A 22,927-nucleotide genomic window follows, 5' to 3' on the forward strand; every position below is an offset into this window, starting at 1 on the left:
ATTCTTGCCATGTGTCCGACAGCATGCCGGGGCGGTCGTAGCCCAGCCGACGGGTGCGAGCGGAACACCGGATGGTCGGAATCGCCTTGCCCGAACCGTTCACAAGCGGGTAGTAACGGCCACCCCGATGCGGCAATCCGGGCCTGTAGCTCAGCGGTTAGAGCAGGGGACTCATAATCCCTTGGTCGTGGGTTCGAACCCCACCGGGCCTACTTTTTGGGAGCCTTTTCGAAGGTGAGGTAGGTAGGGCTGCCGCTTGCGGTCATTTTCACCGAGTGAGGTGTGGGCTGCGGAGGCAAGGCAAGCTCCTTGGTGCTTCCGGTGAGTGGCATTTTTGTGGCGCTTGCCAGTTTTCCGGGGACGCTTTCCAAAGTGACTTCGGTTTCCTTGCCGTCGAGGGTGGGTGTCCAGACGGCCCAGATGATCTTGGTGCCGGTCTCGTGTTGATACTCCTGAATGCGAACCGTTGGCTCGCTCTTCACGATGCGGGTGAAGCGGTAGTCGCCGAGCGTCTGCTGGAGATGGCTTACGGCGTGGAACGATGGCTTGGGCTTGAAGTTTCGCGTGAGGCCGGAGCTGGCGTGCAGGCTTGCCTTGTCGTCGTCGTTGAAGAAGTAGAGGTAAGCTCGTTCGACGGGCATGGAGGAGAAGACGAGGTAGGAGCGAACGAGCCACTCGGCTTGCTGCTCGTCGGTGACGCCGACCCACTTGGAGAAGTCGCCGGTCTTTTCCTGCGGCTGCGTGGTGCTGTCGTAGCCGAATTCGGTGATCCAGATGGGCTTTGTCTTGGCGTGCTCATCACGCCAGTGGCAGAGGTCTTCGACGTCCTTGAGATAGCGGGGCAGGGCGGGATCTTCGGGGAAGCTGCGTTTCCACGTCGGCCAGTTTTCGAGTTGGGCGTAGGTGTGGATGGTGAGGACGTCGACCAGATCTGTTAGGCCGGTGAGGCAGGTGACGCTTTTCTCGTAGTCGCTGCCCTTGCCGGTGGTGAGGTTGCAGGTGGCGATCTTCAGCTTGGGGTCACCTGCGCGAAGGCCGGTGGCCATGGCTTTCAGCATGCGGGAGTAGTCGGCATCGCTCCACTTGCCGGGCTCGTTGCCGACTTCCACGGACTCGACGAGCTTGCGGGCGCTTGATGGGCCAAATTCCTTCGCGAAGGCCCGGCCGTAGGCTTCGGCGTCCTTGTCGATGTCCTTCCAGCTTTCCCGTGGCACGGACTCGAACATCAGGCAAGCGTCTGTAATCCAGCCGCGTTTTTGCCAGGAGCCATAGACGCCGCTCCAGTCGACACGGTTCTTGGCGGAGGGAAATTCGGGTAGCACCGCGGTGTCTTTGCCGAGGTCCCACTCGACGGGATGGTAGTCGCGCACCAGGCGGGCAGCCGGTTGGTAGAGGTCCGGCTTGAATTGCACCGTGTGGCCGTTGAGGCCGATGAAGTCCTTCATCAGGGGGCGGGGGGCGGACCATGCGATGCTGGCGAGGGCGGCGGTGAAGGCGAGTGTGAGGCGCATCGCCGGCGGATACGTGAGGGGATTTCGGCCTTTCTTCACCGTGGAGTGATAAATCTCCCCGAGGGCTCCGCTTTCGGGGGTGAGAATGGCTTCCCCCGAACAGGACTGGAATGACTGGCTGGCTGAGAATGCCGCCCGCTTCCTGCTCTTCGCCCGGCAGCAGACGCGCTGTGAGCACGACGCCGAGGACGTGCTTCAGGAGTCATTGGTCGAGTCGTGGCAACGCGCCGGAGGGCGGCCGGAGGCTCCGCTGGTCTATGCCACGATCCGCCGCCGCGCCATCGATCTGAGTCGCTCGAACTCCCGCCGCAATGTCCGCGAGCAGGAGAGCAGTGATCTCTTCACGGCCTCGTCTGATGACCGCGAGACCACGGAGGTCCTCGAACGCGAACTCCGCCGGCTGCCGCCCGATCAGCGCGAGGTGCTCATCCTGAAATTCTGGGGCGGCCTCACTTTCGTCCAAGTGGCGGAGGCGCTCGAAATTCCCCAGGGAACAGCCGCTTCCCGCTATCGCCTCGCCCTTGAAGCCCTTCGCCAACCCCTTGCCACCGCTTTGACATGAACTCCGACCACGACCTGGAAGAATTGCTCGGTCGGCTGTCGCCTGCAGCGCCCGGACCTGAGCTGATGGAGCGCCTGCGCGAGGCCCGGCCGCCGGAGAAGAAGCCGCGTTCTCTCCGTCGCCTTTGGCTGTTGCTGCCACCGCTCGCCGCTGCGGCGGGAGTTGCCTTCGCATGGCTCGGCCATGAGCCACCCGCTGCTCCGCAGCAACCGATCGCGGAACAGCCATCGCAGGAGCCGCTGAAACCCGTGGGTAGCGTCCAGCACCTGATGGAAGTCGCCGATCTCGGCATCGTCGTCGGCGAAGACCAGCAGCCGGTCCGCCTGATCCGCACCCGCTGGATCGATGAAGTTGTCTACGCCCGGGCCGGTGGTGGTGAGCCCGTCAAGGAAGGCCGTCTGCGTGAGGAAGTGCTGCCCGTCTCTCTCGACCTCTACTGAAAAATCGAAACAACGAACCACTGATACAAGTACCATGAAAACGACCTGTTTGTTAGTTGCCCTGAGTGGCCTAGCCGCGGCTAGTGGCCTAGCCGCGGCTCAGCAACCTGTTCCCGGCCCGCCGCCGATCCCTCAGGCGCCCGGCGTTCCCGGCGCTCCGGCTATTGCCGCGCAGCCCCGCGTCTTTGGAATGGCCGGAGGTGCCGGCATGGCAGGAATGCCTCCGGATGTAACCATTCTCACCTCTGAAGCGAGCGATCTGGTGGAGCCGTTGACGTGGGACGTTCGCGAGGCACAGCGCCGTTTCCAAGAGGTCATGCGCTCGGGGCCGGTTGGTTTCCTCGGGGTCAACGCGACGGTGGTGCCGCCGGAGCTTTCCGCGCACCTTTCGCTCCCGGAGGATACCGGCTTGCTGGTCGAGGTCGTGTCGAAGGACAGCCCTGCGGAAAAGGGTGGCCTCCAGACGAATGACGTGCTCGCGAAGCTCGATGACCAGATCCTGATCGACCAGCGCCAGTTCTCGGTGCTCGTCGCCAACAAGAAGGAAGGCGACACGGTGAAGATCACATACGTCCGCAAGGGCGAGACGCATGAGACCAATGTGGTGGTCGGCAAACGGGAAAGCCCGGGCCCGCGGGGAAGGATGGAGAAGGCGGATGCTGATGTCCTTTTCCAGCGTGCCGGAGGTGCGCCGCTGCGCACCTTCGTCCGGCGCTTCCAGATGCCGGGTGGCGGGAGTGGCGAGGTCAAGATCGCCGGGGAGGATTCCAGGGTCGAGATCCTGGACGGCGGTCCTACTACGGCTCCCGGTGAGCCGCCTGCTCCGCCGAATGACGATGTGAAGAAGCAGCTTGAGGAGATTCGCGCGATGCTGGAGGCGCTCCAGCAGAAGGTGAAGTGAATGTTTGAAAGTCACGGGCATTCAGCATCATTGCGCAATCCGGGGCGGCGGGAGTGGATCCTACCGCCCCGGCTTTGATAGGGGGGCGAGAGTTTCTTCCCACAAACGTGGCAGTGGGTTCTGGGAAACTCTTTTCCAGCGAGGGTGTTGCCCTGAGTAGCACGTATCCCGTCGAACGGAATGGTGGAGCAGTTGGAATTCACTCCGATTCTTTGCCTAACTCCATTTCACGGTTTCACCTCGATTCATCATGAACCTAGCCTCAGCTCAGCCCGCGCTCGATCCATCCACTCGTTCACGACGGCAGTTTCTCTCTAACGTTGCGGGAGCCGGAGTGGCGTCAGTGCTGATGCCTGCCGTGGCGAGGGCTGCGGACGAGATGGATCCAGAAGTCGGGAAGCTCGTCGCCGCTACTTTAGGCATCGACATGCACAACCACATCGATGTGCCGCTTGCCGCTGCGGATTTGCCCGGACCGGAAGTCGACCTGGCAAGTGAGATGAAACGCTCGGGGCTATCCGCCATCTGCATGACCTTCGCGGTGGACTACCAGCCGATCCGCAAGCCTGGCGATGCCTACGACCGCTTTGTGAACGGATTGACCGCGACGGACGCGCTTCTGACCCGGAACAAGATGCGCCGTGCCTTGAATTTAAAAGATCTTCAGACGGCTCATGATGAAGGCCAGCCGATCGTGGTCCAATCGATTGAGGGTGGTCATTTTCTCGAAGGCAAACTGGAACGCGTGGAAGAGGCATATAGACGCGGATTGCGGCACTTCGGGCTGCTTCACGACCACGACGCGGAGCCGCCGCTGGGTGACATTTACACGGTGCCGGCTCACCTCGGCGGGCTGACTGAATTCGGGGGGAAGGTTATCAAGGAGTGCGAGCGCCTGGGCATCGTCATTGACCTTGCGCATGCCAATATGGAGACGGTGACGGCTGCCTTGAAGATCGTCACCAAGCCGGTTCTGATCACCCATACAGGTTTGGATACCCAACTGGGGAAGAATCCCCGGATGGCGGATATGATGAAGCCCCGCCTGATCGGCAAGGAGCAAGCGAAGGTGGTGGCCGAGGCAGGCGGTGTCATCGGCGTGTGGACGCACCTCGCGGATTCTCCCGAGGATTACGCGAGCAATGTTCGGGCGCTGGTGGATGTCATCGGCGTCGATCATGTCGGTATCGGGACCGATACGAAGCTGACGCCGCCTCCCGGCGGAGGAGCGAGACGTGGTGGTGGCACCAACCAAGCCTGGCCGGATCAGAAGGCCGGCTTCTACCACGCTGTGGTCGCCGCGATGCTCAAGTCGGGCTTCACGGCCGAGGAAATCGGGAAGATTGGTGGCGGTAACTTTTGTCGCGTCTTTGACGCGGGCACTGCCGGGCACTCTTGAAATGCTGAAGATTGAGTCGCCAGCAGCGCGATTCTACGCTGGTGTTAGTCGTCTTTTGAGACGTCAGGCCATGGCAACGAGCGACATGAATCCGAAGGTGGATGCTTTTTTGGGCAAGGCTGAGAGGTGGAAGGAGGAGTTCGAGAAGCTGAGAGCGATTGCTCTCAGTTGTCCGCTGACGGAGGAGCTGAAGTGGGGGAAGCCTTGCTACTCGTTAGAAAGCGGTAATGTCGTCCTCATCCATGGCTTCAAGGAGTATTGCGCGCTGCTGTTCATGAAAGGTGCGCTGCTGAAGGATGCGAAGGGGATCCTAGTCCAGCAGACGGAGAACGTGCAATCGGCGCGGCAGATCCGATTCACGAATGTGCGGGAGATCGTGAAGCTGGAGCCGGTTTTGAAGGCTTACCTCAAGGAGGCGATCGAGGTGGAGAAGGCGGGGATGGAGGTGGAGTATAAGAAGACTTCCGAGTTCGTGGTGCCGGAGGAGTTTCAGAAGAGGCTGAAGGGTGATGCGGCTTTGAGGAAGGCGTTTGAGGCTCTGACGCCCGGGCGGCAGCGGGGATACTTGCTGCACTTCGCCGGGGCCAAGCTATCGAAGACGCGAGAGGCGCGGATTGAGAAGTGCGTGCCGCTTATCATGATTGGCAAGGGGCTGAATGATTAGCCGGCTGGACTAGAATGGCTGACCATGCATCCTGTGATCTTCCGATCATGAAATATCTAGCCCTGATGGTCCTTCCGGTCATCGCCTGCAGTGCTCTAGCTGAGGAGGATCCTTTCGCAGGGGGCGAGCCCAACAAGGCTGTCGTTGAGAAAGACGATGCATTCGAGGTGGTAGCCGATCCAGCCGGAAAGGCGTATTTCCCTGAAGGCCGGGCTTCTTACTATACAAAAGAGTTGTTGGCGATGAAGGAGCCTTCCGTTCTATCTCCGCTGGAGAAGGGGGTGGATAGAGTGTTCCGGTTTACCTGCCTTCGCAGTTTCCATGATCCGCTGGTGGTGCGGATCACCGAGGCGGGCGGAATTGTCACGGCGCGAGCGGTCCAATTGCACAGGGACGAGAGTTACCGGCCTGTGGGGATCGTTCACGACAAGACATGGGAACTGGACGAGAAGAGCAAGAAGGCTATTGCCGAGATTGTGCCGACAAGGAAGGATTTCTGGATGCCTCTCAGTGATGCAGAGGAGACGCTTTCAGGTTTGGATGGATCCACATGGATCTTCGAGGTTCATGACAAGGAAGGCTATCGCATGGTCGATGTTTGGAGTCCCGGCGTGTTGTCGAGCATGGACATGGAAGAGATGAAGAAGATGCTGGATGGCCGCGGGCTGGATCTGTCCAAGATAAGAGACTTTCGTGTCTACAAGAGGACCGGAGAAAAGCTCTTGGAGATTGGAGAGATTCTTCCGAAGCCGGAGGAGCGCTACTGAGGCCACATCGAGATGTGATGCTTCACACCATCGAGTGCATCCAGAACATGACGGAGTCTTCCACGTTCGCGATCATGCGGACCTGGCTGTCCTGGGAGATGACGAAGCCGATGACGCCGGGTTCGACGGAGCAGAGGCGATAGACGGCGCGGTGGCGGGTGCCGTCGGATTGGACATTCCAATCGCCGAGCGTGGTGCCGTCGAGGTCGTGGGCTTGGAAGACGCGGAAGACGTTGTGGGGGACTTGGATTTCGCCGCCGAAGCCGAGGACGCGGGCGGCTTGGTCCAGCACTGCGGCACCGTCCACGAGCATCAGGTCGGAGAAGAAGCGGGCGAGTTCGAAGAAGGCTTCTTCCAAGCGATCCAGCTCGGCGTCCTTGCTGGTGCGAAAGACCTGCCAGGCGTCTTCGACGGTCGAGCCCTCGGGGCAGAGCTGGCCGACGCGACGGATGATCTTTTTCATCAGGTGGGGGAAGCGATTGCCGGCTTCGTCCGATTCTGAGGTATACTTGCAATCGACCCAGCGGAATGGGTCGCCGCCGTCCACGCCGGTCGAGGGAAGGAAGACGACGGTGCCACCGTGGCCGCTGGTGCGGACGAGGTTGATGACGCGCTTGATGAATTGCAGTGAGACGAGGTGGCAGAGCTCGGCGTAGTCGTTCTGGCTCAGGGTCGGCGGGAGGCAGCGGTCACCGAGTTCCTGGACGAGGTGGAGCCGCAGGTGGGCGAAGCGCTCGCTGAGGAGGCGGGATTGGAAGACATCGAGGCGCGGGCCGTGGAACTCGCGGCCGCGCCATTCGCCGATGAGCTGGTAGTCGTGGTAGAAAAGCAGCCAGCCGGGGTCGCGGACGTGGATGATGGGGTGCTGGATGACGTGGCTGGCGGGCTTGCGGCCGCCGGCGACGAGGTTCATCCAGCGCGGGCCGGTATTGAGGATGCCCCAGATGCGGATGCCGCGGTCGCGGTCCGGCCAGACTGCGACGGCGGAGTGGAAGAAGCTGGCGGCGGGGCTGAGGCGCTTGATTTCGTTCGCGGAGAACGCGTGGGTGGTCGAGAAGCGGATCGCGTGGACGCCGTCGGGTGGGCCGTCCGAGATCGGGAAGGCATCCGGGGGGGCGAGGATGACACGGGCGCGAACGGCTCGGCCCTCTTCCTTCAGCAGGCTGGAGGAGTAGAGAACATCGCAGGCGCGGCGGATTTCCTCTGGTGACGGGCAGTCCGGGCGATCATTGAGCAGCTGGTGAAGCTGCGAGACCATCCCGGCGAGGTCGAGGGGAGAAGAGGGAGCGGCGGCGACCATCTCGGACATGACCCGACTAAAGAGCGGGAGAGCGCATCCGTCCAGACCCGGACTTGAAACATCCTCTGTCATCGGCGCGTTTCCGCAGGGCCATGAAAACCCTCTTCGCCGCCGCGCTCGGACTCACGCTTTTCTCCAGTCTCGCCCATGCCGATCCCAAGGTGGTGGCCTATGTGCCGAACTGGATCAATCTGGAGGAGTTCTCCAAGACGATCGACTACGCCAAGGTCACCCATCTCAACATCGCCTTCGAGAATCCCACGGATGACACGGGAGAGCTGTCCTTCAACAAGCGCAACAAGGCGCTGTTAGAGAAAGCCAAGGCGGCGAAGGTGAAGGTGCTGGTGTCGATCGGTGGAGGATCGGCATCCGGTGACAAGGTGCTGAAGGAGCGCTATTTCAAGCTGATGGCTGCTGACAAGCGGGCGGACTTCGCGAAGAAGCTCGCGGCTTATGTGGTGAAGCACGGCTTCGATGGGCTCGACGTGGACATCGAAGGGCCCTCGATCAATGAGGACTACGGGGACTTCATCGCGGCCCTCGCTGCAGAGCTCCAGCCGAAGGGGAAGTTGCTCACGGCGGCGCTGTCGAAGGGCTATGGCGGAGACAAGGTGCCGGATGCGGCGCTGGGTCACTTCGATCTGCTGAACATCATGGCCTATGATGCAAGGGGCTCGTGGGATCCGAATGCGCCGGGGCAGCATTCGTCACTGGAGATGGCGAAGGAGGCATCGAAATACTGGCTCGGTCGCGGAGTGCCGAAGGAGAAGGCGATCCTGGGCGTGCCGTTTTATGGCTATGGCTTCGGGAAGGAGTTTCATGATGGCGGCTTCGGCTACTCGGATATTCTGGCGAAGCATCCCGAGGCGAGTGAGCAGGATCAGGTGGGGGAGACGATCTGGCACAATGGGCGGCCGACGATTCGCGAGAAAGCGAAGTTCGTGAAGGACGAGGGGCTGGGTGGGGTGATGATCTGGTCGCTGGACAACGACGTGAAAGGGGAGAAGTCGTTGTTAGAGGCGCTGCATGGGGAGTTGGTGAAGGAGAAGAAGTGAGAGGGGGTACATGAAAAAGGGGGGACAAGAGTGTCCCCCCTCCTCAAGTTGCTGACCTCAGCGCATCCGGTAGTAGTTGTCCGGATTGTAGAGGAAGTAGACGTCCTTAGGCGTGAGGCGTGGGAGGTAGGAGAAGGGCTTGCCGGTGGCGTCGACCTCTTCTTTCACTTCTGCGGCGGGCTGTGGGGCGCCGGGGCCGGTGGGCTTCAGGTCGGGGTTCTTGGTGAAGGAGGTTTCCTCAATGCCGGTGACGATGTGGTCCACCCACTTCAGCTTGTTCGCGTCTTCGCCGAATTCGCTCCAGTCGCCGCTGCTGTTGTGAGCGTACATCTGCTTGATGAATTCATCGGTGCTGACGCCCATCTTGGCGGCCACCGGGGTGGCAAGGCGGGTCCACCAGCGCTGGCTTTCCTTCACGACTTCGGCCTGCTCGGTCAGGTTCATCTGGCCGAAGAGCGTGGAGCTGATCTGGTGGTGCAGGATGATGGCGTTCGGGTAGCAGTAGCTCTGCTTGGCCAGGGTGGTGATGCCGGCGGCCATCGAGGCGGCGAAGGACTTCACCACGACGTGGACGGGTGCATCGCTCGACTCCATGGCCTTGAGGATGCGGTAGCCGGCCATGACCGAACCGCCGGGCGATTCATCGATGACGATGAAGATCGGCAGCTTCTTGTCGGCATTGTTGTAGAAGTCGATGCGGTCAGTGATCTGGTCCGCGGTGGCCATGGTGATGAGGCCATTGAGGGGGATGCGGCGGTCGGAGATGACCAGCGTGCCGTCATCGCGCAGCGGGTTCTCGAGATACACCGGCTTGGCGTCGGCGTAGGACTTCCGCTTGGTCTCCATCTCCATGTTGGAGATCTGGTTCTGGAGCTTGCTGAGCTCGATGCCGGACTGGCTCTGCACGGCCTTGAGCTCATTGGTGAGGTATTCGGCGCGGGCCTTGGAGAGTTCGTTGTCGCGGGTGATCTGGGCCTTTTCGGCTTCGATCTTGCTCATCGCTTCTTCTTCCGCGGCCTGGCGCTTGATGGCGGAGAGGCTGAGACGCTCGGTGAGAAGGTCCCGCTCCATCTTGAGGCGGGTGATTTCGGAGCGCATCGCATTGGTCTCCGCGGTGAGCTTCGCGGCGGCGAGGTTGTTTTCGGCGGTGAGCTTTTCCTGCTCCTCTTTTACGAGGTCCTTTTTCTCTTCCGGCTTCTGGGCTTCGGCTGAGGCGGGTTTGCCGGTTGGCACTTCGGCGGGGACGTCGACGGGCTTGATCGTCGGCATTTCGGCGATGGCGATCGGCGGGGTGGCGGCCGTGGCCTTGGCGGCGGTAGCGGCAGCATCGGCCGTGGCCGGAGTGGCGGCGGGCTCCTGGGCTAGAATGGCAACGGTGGCCAGACCGAGGACGACGAGGGCGGAACGGGTGGTGGTTTTCATGATGTCGGAGTGCGGGAAAGCGCTACGCGGCTCCCGGAGGCTTGGCTTTCAAGCGGCACGGGGGCACGGGCTTGTCTTATTGGAAAACAAGCACAAGCAATGCCGTCCCGTCGAGTCCGTAAGGGACTGGAAAGCAAGGCGGCACGAAGGTAGGGCCGCGCTAGCTCCGAAAGATCAGTTTCCGCCGCCTTCCTTCTCCAGACGCTTTTGCTTCCGGATGCCGAGGAAGACCATGGTCGCGGCGAAGGCCAGGAACAGGCAGGCGGCGATGCCGAGCAGCGTGATGAAACGCTGGCTGCCCTGCTTGAAAGTGGCGTCGCTGACGACCTCGGGCAGTTCTTCTCCTGGAATGCGGGCGAGGACCATCTTGCCGTCCTTGATCTCGGCGCGGGTCATTTTGGCCATCACGGGGCCGAGAACGGGGTCCTTCAGGTAGCGCTCAAAGAGGCGCAGGGTGGAAAAGTGCTCCATGAAGCCCTGCGGGATGGTCGCTCCGGGGACTTCCAGGGCCTCGACCTGGAGCGCGACCTCGCGGCGGGCGAGCAGGGGGTGGCCCTTGATTGTGCCGATCAGGTAGCGGGGATCAGAGGCCATCATGCCCTCTTCATCCTTGCGGGCGAGGCGCGGGCGGCCATTGAGCTGGTAGCAGATGTCGATCAACAGCGCGTCAGCGGTGATTTCGCGGACGCGGAAGCTCTTGCGGAGCTCCTGGAGCTGCGGGAAGGCGGCGATGGAGAGATTCAGATCGTCGGCCGTGAGTTCGAGCCGGGCCGGCTTGGACGCGTCGTCGAGGTCGGTGCGGAAGGCTTCCAAGCGAGCGACGAGGGCATTGACCTTGGCCTCGTTGCCCTCGGTGGGTTCTACGGCGACCGGGGCAGGGGCCTCCTTGGTGAATTTCTCGATCTCGGCGGCCTGGCGGAAGGGCATCCACGCGGTGAAGGCGATCAAGCCGACCATGATCAGCAGGGCCAGAATGAAGATCAGGCAGCCGGCGAGAGGCGAGCGGGCGGAAGCTTGCGGAGGCATGGGCGGCGGTTCTTAGCCGCGCGTTGGTGGAAATCAACCCGCGATCTTCAACCACAGCCACATCGAGACGTAGGCGACGCCGAAGGCGCAAGGGAGGGTCAGGACCCAGGCGCCGAGGATTTTCCGCACGATGCCCATGTCGATGGCGCTGAAGCGCTTGGTGGCGCCCACGCCCATGATCGCGGTGGTGATGGCGTGGGTGGTGGAGACGGTCATACCGAATTTCCCGGTAACCGCCAGCAAGGTAGCGGCGGTGGTTTCGGCAGCGAAGCCGTGGACCGGCTGGAGCTTCACCATCTTGTGGCCCATGGTCTTGATGATGCGCCAGCCACCGGCGGAGGTGCCTGCGGCCATGGTGAGGGCGCAGACGACCTTGATCCATACAGGGACGTCAGGCGAGAGTTCGCGGACCTTGGAGGCCATCGCCTTGAGTGGTGGCTTGCCGTCCTTGGCGGCCTTCTCGCCCTCGGACTTCAGAGTCTTCGGCCAGTCGGTGACCTTGACCGCGACCATTTCACCGAGGATGGGGAGCTTGGGTAAAATACGAGAGTTCTCGTAGGCGACATTGGCGTCGTAGTCCTTCTTCACATCGCTTCGGGTGCGGGTGGCACCGGCTTCATCGCCGAGCGATTGATGGACCTCCGCAGCGAGCGAGAGGAAGGCTTCGCGGAACTCGCCGGAGCGCATCTTGAAGCCCTCGGCCTCGAGGGCGGCGGCGGTCTCCTGGGTCTGCTTGCCGGCGATCACGGTGCCGAGCAACTGCTCCGCTGCGGGGGTCTTCTCCATCTTGAGAAAGTGGAGGAAGTCCGGCAGCTTGTCGAATGAGCCGGCGGTGGTGGCGGCGACCAGCGCGAGGGTGATGATGCCCATGGTTTTCTGCGCATCCGCCAAGCCGTGGGCGAAGCCCATGTAGCTGGCGCTGAAAATCTGGGCGCGGCCGAAGAAGCGGTTCACCCACATCGGGCGGGCATTCCGGAGCAGCGCATAGAGCAGCGTCATGACGAGGAAGCCGCCGATGAGACCGATCACCGGCGAGCCGATCATCGGGATGAGGACCTTGTGGATCACGCCTTCCTTCACCATCTTGCCGTCCTTCAGCTTTTCCTGGGTCCAGATGATGGCGTCCAAGTTGATCTTGCCCAAGATGTTTTGGGCATTCGCCATCGTGGCACCGCACAGGCCGCCGACCATGGCGTGCGTGGAAGAGGAGGGGAGGCCGAGCCACCAGGTCAGCAGGTTCCAGACGATCCCGCCGAAGAGCGCGCAGATGATCACCGAGGAATTCACGAACTGAGAATCCACCAGGCCCGACGAGACCGTCTTCGCCACCGCGTGGCCGATCAAGGCGCCGATCAGGTTGGTGCAAGCGGCGAGCATGATCGCCTGCCGCGGCGTGAGGACTTTCGTCGAGACGACCGTGGCGATGGAGTTCGCCGTGTCGTGGAAGCCATTGATGAACTCGAAGGCAAGCGCGACGAGAATGACGACGATGATGAGCGTCATGTCCGGCGGCTCAGGAGTTCTTGTAAGCGATCTGTTTCGCCACGTTGCCGACGTCGCGGCAGCGATCGAAGACCTTTTCCAGCAGGTCGTAGAGGTTGGAAACGATGACAACGAACAGGGCGTCGTATTTGCCGCCGTAGAGCTCCTTGAGGCACTCGAGCATGAGCTTGTCCGCATCGCCCTCGATGGTCTGCATGCGGTCGTTGAGTTCCTTCATCTTCACGATATCCATACCCTTGCGCAGGGCTTGGATCATTTCGACCACCAGACCGGTCGCTTCATCGAGCATCGCGGCATGGCGATTGAAGTCGGTGGTAGCCACCTTGTCCTGCGAGATCAGATATCGTTCGACGAACTTCTCGACGGTCTTCGGGATCTTGTAGAGGGCGGTAGAGAGGGCCTCGATGTCCTCCCGCTCAAGGGCGGTGACGAAGCTCTTTACCAAGAGTTCGCTGATTTCCTGGGTGATCGCCTTGTCCTTTTTCCGGACTTCCGCGAACTTGTCGAGGGAGGGGGCCTTCTCGTGGCGCAGGATGTGATTGAGGCCGACGATGCTCTGGCGGGCCTCCTCGGCGCTGGCGATGAGCAGGTCGAAAAAGCGGTCCTCTTTGCCGAAAAGGCGTTGGATCGAGATCATTGGGGAAAGGTTTCGGGCGGGATTTGTGTCGAAATCGTCACACGTGGCAAGCCGCACGAAGGGATTTCCCTGACAGAGTGCCGGCGGCCCGACGCTGAAGCGGGGGCCGGATCTTTACAAGCCGCCATGTCACTGGTAACCGAAGCCCCGCCGCGGAGACGGCCGAATGCCCCGCCGATGACGTCTGAACAGCCCGCGACGCCCGCTTCCGCCCCGAAAAGTCCGGCCGATGTGCCAGCGATCCAAGTCCAAGGCGTCGATTTTTGCTACGGGGACAAGCAGGTCCTGAAAAACGTCACCCTCGACGTGCCGACCAACGAGGTGGTCGCCTTCATCGGCCCCTCCGGCTGCGGGAAAACGACGCTGCTGCGCTGCTTCAACCGGATGAACGATCTCGTTCCCGGGGCGCGGGTCACCAAGGGCTCGATCATCATCGAGGGGGCTAACATCGCTGACCGATCGATCGACCCCGTGCAGCTCCGCCGCCATGTCGGGATGGTCTTCCAGAAGTACAACCCTTTTCCCCGCAGCATTTACGAGAACGTGGCCTACGGTCCGCGCACCCTTGGCGAGCGGAAGAAGGCGGCGCTCGACGAGGTGGTCGAGAAATCGCTCCGGCGCGCGGCGCTGTGGGATGAGGTGAAGGACCGCCTGGACGACATCGCCACCGGGCTGTCTGGCGGCCAGCAGCAGCGGCTGTGCATCGCCCGCACGATGGCGGTGGATCCCGAGATCATCCTGATGGACGAGCCGTGCTCGGCGCTCGATCCGATCGCCACTTCGCATGTGGAAGATCTTATCATGAGCCTCCGCGAGCACTATACCATCGTCATCGTCACGCATAACATGCAGCAGGCGACGCGGGTGTCGGATCGCACGGCATTCTTTTACCTGGGCGAGATGGTGGAGTACGACACCACGCGAAAGATCTTCGAAAACCCGACTCACAAGCGTACCTTGGACTACATCAGCGGCCGGTTCGGCTGAATTTCCCCTCCATGCACTCGGATACTCCACATATTCTCCGCGAATTCGACCAAGCCTTCGGCGCGCTTCGCAACGAGGTCATCGCCATGGCCGGGCAGGCCCGCCTCAATCTGGAACGCGCCATGCAGGGCCTGCTCGAGCGTGATCTGGAAAAGTGCAAGGCCGTGGTGGCCGATGACGACGAGGTGGACGAAGCGGAGATGACGATCGATCGCATCGGCATGGAAGCGCTGGTCCGCTTTCACCCGGTCGCGAGTGACCTGCGGCTGGTGATCACCTCGATGAAGGTGGCGTCGAACCTTGAGCGTATCTCTGATCATGCGGTGAACATCGCCAAGCGTGCGCGCAAGATGATCGCCCGTCCGGCGTGTGCCGAGGTGCCATTCATCGAGCCGCTCTATGCGATGGCCGGTGAGCTTCTGCGCGATGCATTGTCCGCCTACTCCGATCGCAATGCCGAGCTCGGTGAGTCTCTGAAGGCGCGCGACAAGGAGCTGGACAAGCTTCACAAGCGGCTGATCGCCACGTTTAGCGCGCGCTTGGAAGAGGGCGGCTCAGGTGCGGAGGATTACCTGCATCTCATCTTCGTCGCTCGCTCGCTGGAGCGGATCGGCGACCTCGCGGTGAACATCGGGGAAGACGCGGTGTATCTCGATTCGGCCCGCGACATCAGGCACGACAAGAGCCGGATCCCGCCGAAGGAACCGCAGGTCGAGTGAGGGGGCGTGCTGTTTGGCTGCTTCCGCGTTCTCACGAACGCGCCTGCGTTTAAGAAAAGCCCGCGACAGGATGAACCCGTCGCGGGCGGTGCGTTTGTGCGAGGAGGTCAGGGAGCGGCGGAGGCCTTGGCGCGGAGGAAGCCTTTTCCGGTCAGGCCGTTCGATCCATCGAGGCTGAAGGTCTTCCATTCCCAGCCGCTGTGGAGGGCCGGTGGATTTGGCGGGGCGACCGGCGTGGACTCGACGCTGACGCCGGTGGCAAAGGTGGTGAGGCCGGTGCTGCCTTCGATGGTGTAGCCGACGTCCGGATTGCTGCCGGTTGCCGGGGTGCCGGCGGTGAACGAAGTGCCGGTCCGCACGGCCACGGTGAGCAGCAGTTGCTTCTGGGTATCGACGTCGCCGCCGTCTTGCGCCAGGCCGTAGATCCGGCCGTTGTTCTTGCCGTCGCCGGGGTCGCCGTCGAAGGCGAACTCGGTGATGTTGTCCAGGCCATCGCGGTCCGGATCATCGGTGGCACCGGCTTGATTGGCCGGAACGCTGCCGCCGCCGACGTAGGTTTGGATCCACGATTCGAATGGAGTGACTGCGGCAGGATTGATGATGGCCACGACTGGCGGAGTGGCGCCATTGCCATCGTCATCATAGGCGTAGTTGAGCGTGAAGCCGCTGGGCAGGCCGGTGACGCTGGCGAAGGTACCGGTCACGCCGCCGCTGAGTGACTTGAGGATCACGTGGGTAGATCCTGTCAGGGTGCCCGAGCCGCTGAATGCCAGTGTCGATGTTGCACCGAGGGTGATAGGGCCGGACGAGCTGGTGATCCGTGGGACCCGCGGCGAGGACGAGCTATCGTAGGTGAGGCTGAGGGCGCCATTGATGGCCGCGCCCGCGTTGGCGGAAAGGAGGCCTTGCGGGGCGAAGGTGGTGCCGGAATTCACCGTGACCAAGCCGCTGGTCTGGCCGCCGAAACCCAGCGTGCCTGCACTGACCGTGGTGGGTCCGGAGAAGTTGCTGGTGGCGGAGCTGAAGATCACGGTGCCCGCGCCGGTCTTGGTGAGCGAGCCGGTGCCGGTCGCAGGACCTGTCAGGGTTATCACCCGGGGCTCATTGGCTGGGCCTGATCCGGTGACCACGGCGGGCCCGTTGAGATTCACCGGCACGTTCGAGGTGGAGTTGGCGAGGGCACCAAGGGTGCCGCCTTCGAGTTTCAGCTGGGCGGTGATCGGGCCGGTGGAGCCGAGGTTCATGCCGCCGCTGCCGACGTAGAGTTCGCCACCGGCGAGCCGGAGGATGGAGGTGCCACCTAGCGCTGCCTGGCCGAACTGGAAGCGCTCCGCCTTCGCCACGGTGCCGGTGCCGTGGACGTGCATGACGACCTGGCCGGCGGCGTTTCCGCCGAGGAGGACGCCCCCGGCGGGATTGACGTCGGTGGAGGTGAAGGTGCCGCCGCCGATGTCGAGGATGGACCAGCGGTCCGGGCTATTGATGGCGACGGTGGTGGCTCCATTGACGGTGAGACTGCCGCTGTCGACGCGAGCGCTGACGCTGGAGTTGGCATTGTTGCCGATCAGCAGGGTATTGGTGATGGTGGCTGCCGCTCCGTGCACGTAGAGGCCGGCGGTCGTCGAGCCTGCGGCGGGTTCGGTGGTGCCGAGATTGAGGGCACCGCGGCTGATGCTCATGCTGCCAGCATTCAGCGTGCCGCCGCTGGCATTGATGAAGAAGGCCCCGGAGGCGACGTTGGCGGGATTGGAGACGGCCCCGTCGATCGCGACGCTGCCGGCGACGAGTTCGAGACCGGCAGATGCATTGACGAGCGATCCGGTCCCGGTGGCATGGAAAGAGCCTCCGTTCACGCGGAGTTTGGCTCCAGCGGCTGTGGTTGTGAGTGAGCCGGCGGTGAAGCTGGAGCCGGTGTCCAAGGCGAGGACGCCCGCATTGATGGTGGCGGCTGCGTTGAAGGTATGGGTGCCGGTCAGGGTGAAGGTGCCCGTCCCAGCCTTGGTGAACGCGGCCCCGGTGCCAGCGGTGGAGGCGGGGTAGCTGGTGCTTGCATTGTTCTGGCCGACGGTGAGCGAGACGGGATCGCCAATCGTGTTCGTGAGCGGGAAGGAACGGTCACCGGTCAGGCCACCGAGTGTCACCGAGGTGAGGAATTCCGAGACGGTCAGATTGCCACCGGTGGTGGAGTGGGTGAGGGTGCTGTTCTGAAGCGCGAGACCATCCGCGATTTCGACCGTGCCGGCGGAAATCGTGGTCGGGCCGCTATAGGTGCTCGCGGCATTCAGGGTGGACTTGCCGGTGCCTGCATAGGTCACGCTGCCGGTGCCACTGGTCGCGTAGTTGAGGGTGACGTCGTCGGAGCGGTTGAAGCGCAGCGCACTGCTGTTGGCGATCGGACCATTGATCGAGCCGCTCGCGCCTCCGTTGCCGACCTGCAGTGTGCCTCCGCCGACCGTGGTGGTGCCAGCGTGGTAGGCGTCGGCGGCGATGATCAAGGTGCCCGCACCGGACTTGGCAAGGCCGCCGCTGCCGTCGATTTGTCCGCCGAGTGTCAGGGTGCTGGCCGCATTCTCCACGCTGGCGGTCAGGCCGTTGTCCGTGAGGCCCAGCGGCGCGCTGATGGTGTGGCTTCCGCTGACGACCTGCAAGGTGGCTCCAGCGATCCCGTCATCGAAGGTCAGGGTGCTGGCTCCGGCCACGGTGAAGGATTGGGCGCTATTGAATCTGAGGACTCCGACGGTGGCGGCTGCCCCCAGCGTGACGGTGCGCGGCTGGGTGATCGGCGTGCCCTGGGCACCGCCGAGGTTGGCGATGGCGGAGACGGCGTTCGGCACGCCGTTGCTGGTCCAATTTGCGGGAGTGGCCCAGGTGCCGCTGTTGTTGATGTTCCAGAATGATTGCGGGCGACTGCCGACTTCGATGGTGAGGGTGATGAAGTTCCCGGACACGCCGAAGGTGTAGGTCTGTCCGGAGATCTTGGAGCTCTCCGCTACGGCCAAGGAGGAGATGCCAGCGCCGCCGATGGTTCCGTTGAAGGCGAAGAGATTGTAGGTGCCGGTGCCGGTGAAGGGCGTGTTGGTGCCGACATTGTAGAGCTCCACGGTGCCGCCATTGATGACGAGCCCGTCGGCATTCGATACCGTGATGAGGTCGGACGTGGTGGTGTCAACGGCTTCCCATTTGATGGTGGATCCGGCGGCAAGATTGAGCCCCCCTGCAGTGATGCTGCCGACGACGCCTTCTCCCGGAATGACGGTGCCACCCGACGCCACGGAGACGACGCTGGTCATGAGGCCGTTGCCAGCCAGCGTGGCGGTGTTGTTGATCGCGACGGTGCCGCCGCCGGTGGCGGAGCCGCTGGTATTGCTGATCACGAGCTTGCCGGCATTGATCGTGGTGGAGGGCGTACCGATGCGGCCGGTGCTGCCACCGGGGCTGTTCAATTCAAGGACGCCGCCGCCGAGCACGATGTTCGTGGGCTGGAAGTTGCCAGCGATCTTGATGGTGCCGGTGCTTACCCCATCGTTGTTGAAGTTGTAGGTGACGCCGCCGCTGTTGTTGCGAACGTTGAACGTGGCTGTGGAGCCGAAAGTCAGCGTGCGGCCGGTCTTCACTTTGACCGCCACATTCGCGTTCGCGGTGGAGGCGCGGTAGAAGACGTTGTCGATCGTGAGATCCTGCGTCGCGGCAGTCATGTCGATGCCGCCACCGCTGCCAACCGTCATGGTCTGTGCCGCGCCGACGGACGCCAAGGTGACCAGCCCGCCGGGGTCGAGGATTTGGATGGTCTGGATGCCGACATTGGCCACGTTGATCGTGTTCGCGGTGGTGACCAGATTGTTCCAGATGCAGACTGCGGAAGGAGAAGTGGTATTGATCGGCGCGTCGGTCGCGGCGGTGGTGCCTGTGGCATCGAGCCACCATGAGCCCAGGTTGGTGAGGCTCGTGGTGTTGTTAGCCTTGTAGTAGGTCACGGCCTCCGCGGTCGCGGCGAGCGAGATAAAGACCGCTCCGATGGCGACCTGCGGGAGGGTGCGGAAAAGGATGGGTTGTGACATGGCGGGGTTTGCTGGGTTTGGATTGGGAGGTGGATAAGATTCGATTCGTGAAATCGGACGAAAGACGGGCTTGGGGTCTCGGGATTGAGTCGGGCGAGTGGGGAGTCGCCGGTTACTGGAGACTGCTAGTGATGGCAGTCAGAGCCCGGATCAGGGCTCCATGCGCGAAACGACGGATTGGCGATTCGGCATGCGAACCGCCGGATTTGGACAAGGCCGCGAGGGGCGATGCCGGAGGAGACGTTCATGGATTTGTCGGACAAGCGGTGATGGGTTGCTTGAACCTTGGGTCTCCTATTTCCCTGTCGTAAACCGCCGCCAAATCAAGGCAGAGCTGTCCTGCCTGCATGATTTTCAACATATAATGCAGGAAACGGAATCCACCTGCTTCACCCGCGGCACTGTTGCGCGAATGAAGGGCGAATTCCGTTTCTCCAAGTCTGCCAGATGACTCCCGGTGGCCTTATCTGCCACCCACGGTCTTCACTTCCAGCTTGCTGAAGCAGGCGTGGGTATCCACCACGCGCAGGCCCACTGTGCCGGCGGGGTAGCTTTCATCGCGAACCGTGAGGACCTCCTTGCCTCCCAGGGTCACCTTGATCACGGGACCGCGGGCGATCACGCCGAGCTGATGGGTCGCTTCGGCTGGCAACTCCACCGGAGCACGACCGATTTCCTTCCAGCCCTTGCCGTCCATTTTGCCGAGAACCAGCATCTTGTCGCGAGGGATCAGGCCGGCGAAGTAGCCGCTCTGGGCATCGAAGCCGACCGAAGGCTGGGTGACGCGGAAGAGGAGCCCGGCATCGCGGTCGCCCTTCACGAAGCGCAGCGTGGCGGTTGCTTCGAAGTCCGTGAATTCGCCGCCATCCAGCACCAGCTTTTCGCCGCTGCGGTAGTCATTGACGGGCTTCTCTGGAACGGTGCCGAGATGCATTCCATCCTTCTCGAAGGCGACGAATTGCAGGTGGCCGTAGTAGGAGAATCCCTTGGGGTGGCCCTGGGTGAAATCCGCGCTGACGGGGAGCTTGGGAGTGGGCGATGACTCGCCGGAAGGAAAGGGCAGGGGCGTGCCGGGGGCGACGGGCTTGCCGAAGTCCGGAAGGCCATCCGCGCCGAAGGTGAAGGGCTGCACGAAGATCGCCCGCCGCCAGCCGGTGCCCTTGTCGCGCTTGGCGTGATAGACATGCCACCACTCGCGATCGTCCGCGCTTTTCACGAAGCAGCTATGGCCAATGCCGTAGGTTTCATCGGTGCCGCGGAACACCGGCTCGGGGCGCTTGGTCCATGACTTGGGATCGAGCGGGTCCTTGCCGGTGAGTTCGAGCATGCCGAGCTTGTAGGTTGGAAGCCATGAAGCGGCGGTGGAGTAGGTGACGAAGGTGCGGCCGCCGTTTTGCAGGACCTCGGGGCCTTCGGCGAGGCCGCGCGACTCCTGCTTCTCCTCGGTGCGCTCCCAGAGGTAGTCGTCGTTCTTCGCGAGCAAGACGCGCGGGCCGGAGAGTTCCGTCGGCGACTTCATCGGGGCGATGTAAAGGAACTGCTTGTCGGTGCCGGGGGCGTCCCAGCCGGACCAGATGGCGTAGCGCTTGCCGCTGACTTCCAGCACGGTCATGTCGATCGCCCAGATGTTCGGCGACTTCCCATCCTTGCCATCGCCGGTGGCGAAAGGCCCATGCACCGTGTAAGGGCCGAGCGGATCGGCATCGCGCGAGGTCAGCACGTAGGCCAGGTGGTTGGCATTCTTCCCGTCTGAGGCGGCGAAATAGACATGCCACTTGCCATCTAACAGGTGGATCTCCGGGGCCCAGACTTCCTTCGCATAGGGACCGCTTTCCGGAGCGGTCCAGATCACGTGCTTCTGGCCCATCGAGGTGAGACGGTCGGAGACCCAGAGGGCGATTCCGCGGTTTCCTTCCGAGTGGCACCACACGTACTGCTTGCCGTTCTTCGTCACCCACGGGTCGGCACCTTCCGAGATTGGATTGAGGAAGGTCTTCTCGACGGCGGAGACGGAGGCGAGCAGGCAGAGGGTGATGGCGAGCGGGCGGAACATGTTTTACGGGTGATACGAGTGCTGGATCATTGGTGCAAGGAATGGAGTTGTCATACATCTTTGAGGTGATTCCTCACTGATTGCCTTCGGCTATCGAAATGGCTAAAGGGACCTTGATCCGATGAAGAGCGGCATGTTGAAGCCATTCTATAAGTTTGGAATCTTTTGGTATGCACTGGTGCTTCTCTGCGCGTTTGCGGGGTGGACGATCCGTCACCAAATTCAAACCTCACGGCTCAGGGTCGACGAATCGTCGTTTCCCGAGGGCCATCCGACCTACTACCAATCCATTTCACTCGAGCGAACAGCCTGCTATGGAACATGTCCCGTTTACACGGTCATCCTCCACCGCGATGGCAGGGCTGAATACAAGCCACGGGCGCATTTGGCGCAGCAGGGAGACTTCGAAGGAGAAATCAATTCTTACGAGTTCGAGCGTCTATCCTATTTGCTGGAGAAGAATGGCTTCGAGCGAATGAACGGGAGTTACAAGGCTGGCTTCACCGACGCGGCCACCTGCATCGTGACCGCGAGCTCCTCATCCGGGGCGAAGAAGGTTTCCGACTATGGTGGCGCGGGGCCGATCAACCTTTGGGTGATCCAGCAGTTGATCGATGGCATCCGTGCGCGAACCGACTGGAAGCCGGTGCCAAAAGCCTCTCCATGAAACCTCGCGGCTTCTTGTGGCGGAGTGCTTATTTCCGCTGCTGCATCTTGCAGTTGGGATCGGGGGCGGTGCGTTCGCCGATCTCATTGACGGGGTGGGTGAAGAGGTAGCGCCAGGTGTCCTCGTAGAGATATTTGCCGGATTTGTCCTTGGGCGAGTTTCCGCCGGGAACGACGGCGCCGTGGGCGCGGTTGGGGTCGTTCTTCACGTCCGCTTCGGTGATGAGGCGGCGGCTGTTAGAGTAGGGTGGGGTGGCGCTGTCGATGTTGACGATGGGGCCGTAGTCGTTGAGCTGGAGCATCTGCCAGGAGCGGCAGTAGTGGTCGTTCTTCCAGCCGTCGTCGAGGACGTGGGAGAAGCCGAAGTAGCGCTCGCTGGGCGTGGCGGAATGAAGGCTTTGCCAGGATTCGTATTGGTCGCGGGGGCCGGAGAACATGACGACGCGATCGACGCGGACTTCCTTGGCCATGCGAGCCGCGGTCGTGGAGCCGTGGGAGATTCCAGCGAGAATGACCTTGTCCCAGATGAGGCCCTTGCCACCGGGGGCGAGGAATTGATCCCAGTTGCCCTGCGGGTTCTCCTTGGCCAGCCACTTCACGAATTGAAACGAGCGCTCCATGATGCCGTCCGGCTTGGGGATATCGACGGCCTTCGAGTGATCCTCGCCGGTGGCGGCTTCGAGGCGGATGTTAGAGAGGAACAGGTCGTCTGCAGGTGGCGGGCCGCTGTAGAGCTTGGAGAACCAGCCATTGGCGTAGTGGACCTGGATGGCGTGCAGGCCATAGCCGGAGACGTGCTCGAAGAGGCCTTGGTTGTGGCCCATCAGCCAGATGACGAGCTTGCCCTGCGGGGCGACGCTGGTGTCGACGCAGGCGTGTTCGGTGTCCTGGGGCTTGCCGTCCTTTTCGAAGACGAAGTCGATCTCCGGGTGCTCCTTGGCGCGCGGGTCGATCTTGCTGGCGCGAGCGTTGAGGTCGTAGCGCTTTGGAGAGGGATCCTTGTAGGCTGGCGGCGCGGCGAAGGCGGCACCGGTCAGGAGAATCAGTCCCATGTACAAAGCGGTTTTTCTCATCGGCATCGTAATACGCTGCGAAGCGGGGGATCTTCACGGACAAAGGGAATTTCCCGGTTTGTATGGCAACTTGCGAGTGGGTGGGGCGGAGAATCGAAGCGGCCGCTCCGGCACCTACGCGATCGCGTAATGGCGAAAATGTCCGGAGTTCCTAAAAGTGCGGGCGTCTTGGAGGTCCACCCAG

Annotated in this window: 19 protein-coding genes and 1 tRNA gene; 11 read left to right on the plus strand and 9 right to left on the minus strand. The window is 62.3% G+C overall.

What is annotated here, in order from left to right:
• The first annotated feature begins 139 nt into the window (after positions 1–139).
• Positions 140–212: transfer RNA gene (locus tag WKV53_RS06185), tRNA-Ile, on the plus strand.
• On the opposite strand, the gene WKV53_RS06190 is transcribed toward WKV53_RS06185, so the two are convergent.
• Positions 210–1,550: a glycoside hydrolase 5 family protein gene (locus WKV53_RS06190; protein WP_341403489.1), complete on the minus strand. Its 1,341-nt coding sequence runs from the start codon at positions 1,548–1,550 to the stop codon at positions 210–212. The two genes, WKV53_RS06185 and WKV53_RS06190, sit on opposite strands and share 3 nt — an antisense overlap.
• Positions 1,551–1,596: 46 nt before the next feature.
• Between WKV53_RS06190 and WKV53_RS06195 the strand changes: the two genes are divergently transcribed.
• From WKV53_RS06195 to WKV53_RS06220, 6 genes are all read left to right on the plus strand, one after another.
• Complete coding sequence (locus WKV53_RS06195; protein WP_341403490.1) at positions 1,597–2,073, plus strand: RNA polymerase sigma factor; 477 nt, start codon at positions 1,597–1,599, stop codon at positions 2,071–2,073.
• Complete coding sequence (locus WKV53_RS06200; RefSeq protein WP_341403491.1) at positions 2,070–2,513, plus strand: hypothetical protein; 444 nt, start codon at positions 2,070–2,072, stop codon at positions 2,511–2,513. The genes WKV53_RS06195 and WKV53_RS06200 overlap by 4 nt, the downstream gene beginning before the upstream one ends.
• A 34-nt stretch (positions 2,514–2,547) precedes the next feature.
• Positions 2,548–3,414, plus strand: a complete 867-nt coding sequence (locus tag WKV53_RS06205) for a S1C family serine protease (protein ID WP_341403492.1) — start codon at positions 2,548–2,550, stop codon at positions 3,412–3,414.
• A 250-nt stretch (positions 3,415–3,664) separates the two neighbouring features.
• Positions 3,665–4,813 carry a dipeptidase gene (locus WKV53_RS06210; RefSeq protein WP_341403493.1) on the plus strand — a complete coding sequence of 383 codons (1,149 nt, stop codon included), beginning with the start codon at positions 3,665–3,667 and terminating at the stop codon, positions 4,811–4,813.
• 70 nt (positions 4,814–4,883) lie between these two features.
• Positions 4,884–5,477 carry a YdeI/OmpD-associated family protein gene (locus tag WKV53_RS06215; protein ID WP_341403494.1) on the plus strand — a complete coding sequence of 198 codons (594 nt, stop codon included), beginning with the start codon at positions 4,884–4,886 and terminating at the stop codon, positions 5,475–5,477.
• A gap of 47 nt (positions 5,478–5,524) precedes the next feature.
• The gene (locus WKV53_RS06220; RefSeq protein ID WP_341403495.1) at positions 5,525–6,244 is read left to right on the plus strand and encodes a hypothetical protein; all 720 of its coding nucleotides are present in this window, start codon (positions 5,525–5,527) and stop codon (positions 6,242–6,244) included.
• Between the two features lie 22 nt (positions 6,245–6,266).
• On the opposite strand, the gene WKV53_RS06225 is transcribed toward WKV53_RS06220, so the two are convergent.
• Positions 6,267–7,553: a putative sensor domain DACNV-containing protein gene (locus WKV53_RS06225; RefSeq protein ID WP_341403496.1), complete on the minus strand. Its 1,287-nt coding sequence runs from the start codon at positions 7,551–7,553 to the stop codon at positions 6,267–6,269.
• Between the two features lie 83 nt (positions 7,554–7,636).
• Here WKV53_RS06225 and WKV53_RS06230 point away from each other — a divergent pair, with 83 nt between their 5' ends.
• A complete protein-coding gene (locus tag WKV53_RS06230; RefSeq protein WP_341403497.1) occupies positions 7,637–8,599 on the plus strand; it encodes a glycosyl hydrolase family 18 protein in 963 nt (320 codons plus the stop codon).
• Between the two features lie 57 nt (positions 8,600–8,656).
• Here the strand turns inward: WKV53_RS06230 and WKV53_RS06235 are convergent, their stop codons facing one another.
• The 4 genes from WKV53_RS06235 to WKV53_RS06250 form a co-directional block, all read right to left on the minus strand.
• Complete coding sequence (locus WKV53_RS06235) at positions 8,657–10,021, minus strand: ATP-dependent Clp protease proteolytic subunit (protein WP_341403498.1); 1,365 nt, start codon at positions 10,019–10,021, stop codon at positions 8,657–8,659.
• Between the two features lie 174 nt (positions 10,022–10,195).
• Positions 10,196–11,047 (minus strand): hypothetical protein, encoded by an 852-nt coding sequence (locus WKV53_RS06240; RefSeq protein WP_341403499.1) that lies wholly within the window; start codon positions 11,045–11,047, stop codon positions 10,196–10,198.
• A 33-nt stretch (positions 11,048–11,080) separates the two neighbouring features.
• Positions 11,081–12,550 carry an inorganic phosphate transporter gene (locus tag WKV53_RS06245; protein ID WP_341403500.1) on the minus strand — a complete coding sequence of 490 codons (1,470 nt, stop codon included), beginning with the start codon at positions 12,548–12,550 and terminating at the stop codon, positions 11,081–11,083.
• Between the two features lie 10 nt (positions 12,551–12,560).
• The gene (locus tag WKV53_RS06250; protein WP_341403501.1) at positions 12,561–13,187 is read right to left on the minus strand and encodes a DUF47 domain-containing protein; all 627 of its coding nucleotides are present in this window, start codon (positions 13,185–13,187) and stop codon (positions 12,561–12,563) included.
• 126 nt (positions 13,188–13,313) lie between these two features.
• Between WKV53_RS06250 and pstB the strand changes: the two genes are divergently transcribed.
• Positions 13,314–14,174, plus strand: coding sequence for a phosphate ABC transporter ATP-binding protein PstB (pstB, locus tag WKV53_RS06255; RefSeq protein WP_341403502.1), 861 nt, complete (start codon positions 13,314–13,316; stop codon positions 14,172–14,174).
• A gap of 11 nt (positions 14,175–14,185) precedes the next feature.
• Positions 14,186–14,893: a phosphate signaling complex protein PhoU gene (gene phoU / locus WKV53_RS06260; protein WP_341403503.1), complete on the plus strand. Its 708-nt coding sequence runs from the start codon at positions 14,186–14,188 to the stop codon at positions 14,891–14,893.
• Positions 14,894–15,000: 107 nt separating this feature from the next.
• Here phoU and WKV53_RS06265 read toward each other — a convergent pair whose 3' ends face one another.
• Both WKV53_RS06265 and WKV53_RS06270 read right to left on the minus strand, forming a co-directional pair.
• Positions 15,001–18,951: a beta strand repeat-containing protein gene (locus WKV53_RS06265; RefSeq protein ID WP_341403504.1), complete on the minus strand. Its 3,951-nt coding sequence runs from the start codon at positions 18,949–18,951 to the stop codon at positions 15,001–15,003.
• Positions 18,952–19,414: 463 nt separating this feature from the next.
• Positions 19,415–21,004, minus strand: coding sequence for a family 43 glycosylhydrolase (locus tag WKV53_RS06270; RefSeq protein WP_341403505.1), 1,590 nt, complete (start codon positions 21,002–21,004; stop codon positions 19,415–19,417).
• Positions 21,005–21,125: 121 nt separating this feature from the next.
• On the opposite strand from WKV53_RS06270, the gene WKV53_RS06275 reads away from it, so the two are divergent.
• Entirely contained in the window at positions 21,126–21,671 is a 546-nt protein-coding gene (locus WKV53_RS06275; protein WP_341403506.1) for a DUF6438 domain-containing protein, read from the plus strand.
• 28 nt (positions 21,672–21,699) lie between these two features.
• Here WKV53_RS06275 and WKV53_RS06280 read toward each other — a convergent pair whose 3' ends face one another.
• Positions 21,700–22,722, minus strand: a complete 1,023-nt coding sequence (locus tag WKV53_RS06280) for a BPSS1187 family protein (protein ID WP_341403507.1) — start codon at positions 22,720–22,722, stop codon at positions 21,700–21,702.
• Positions 22,723–22,927: the final 205 nt, after the last annotated feature.

This window comes from Luteolibacter sp. Y139 (genome assembly GCF_038066715.1).
Taxonomy (GTDB): domain Bacteria; phylum Verrucomicrobiota; class Verrucomicrobiia; order Verrucomicrobiales; family Akkermansiaceae; genus Haloferula; species Haloferula soli.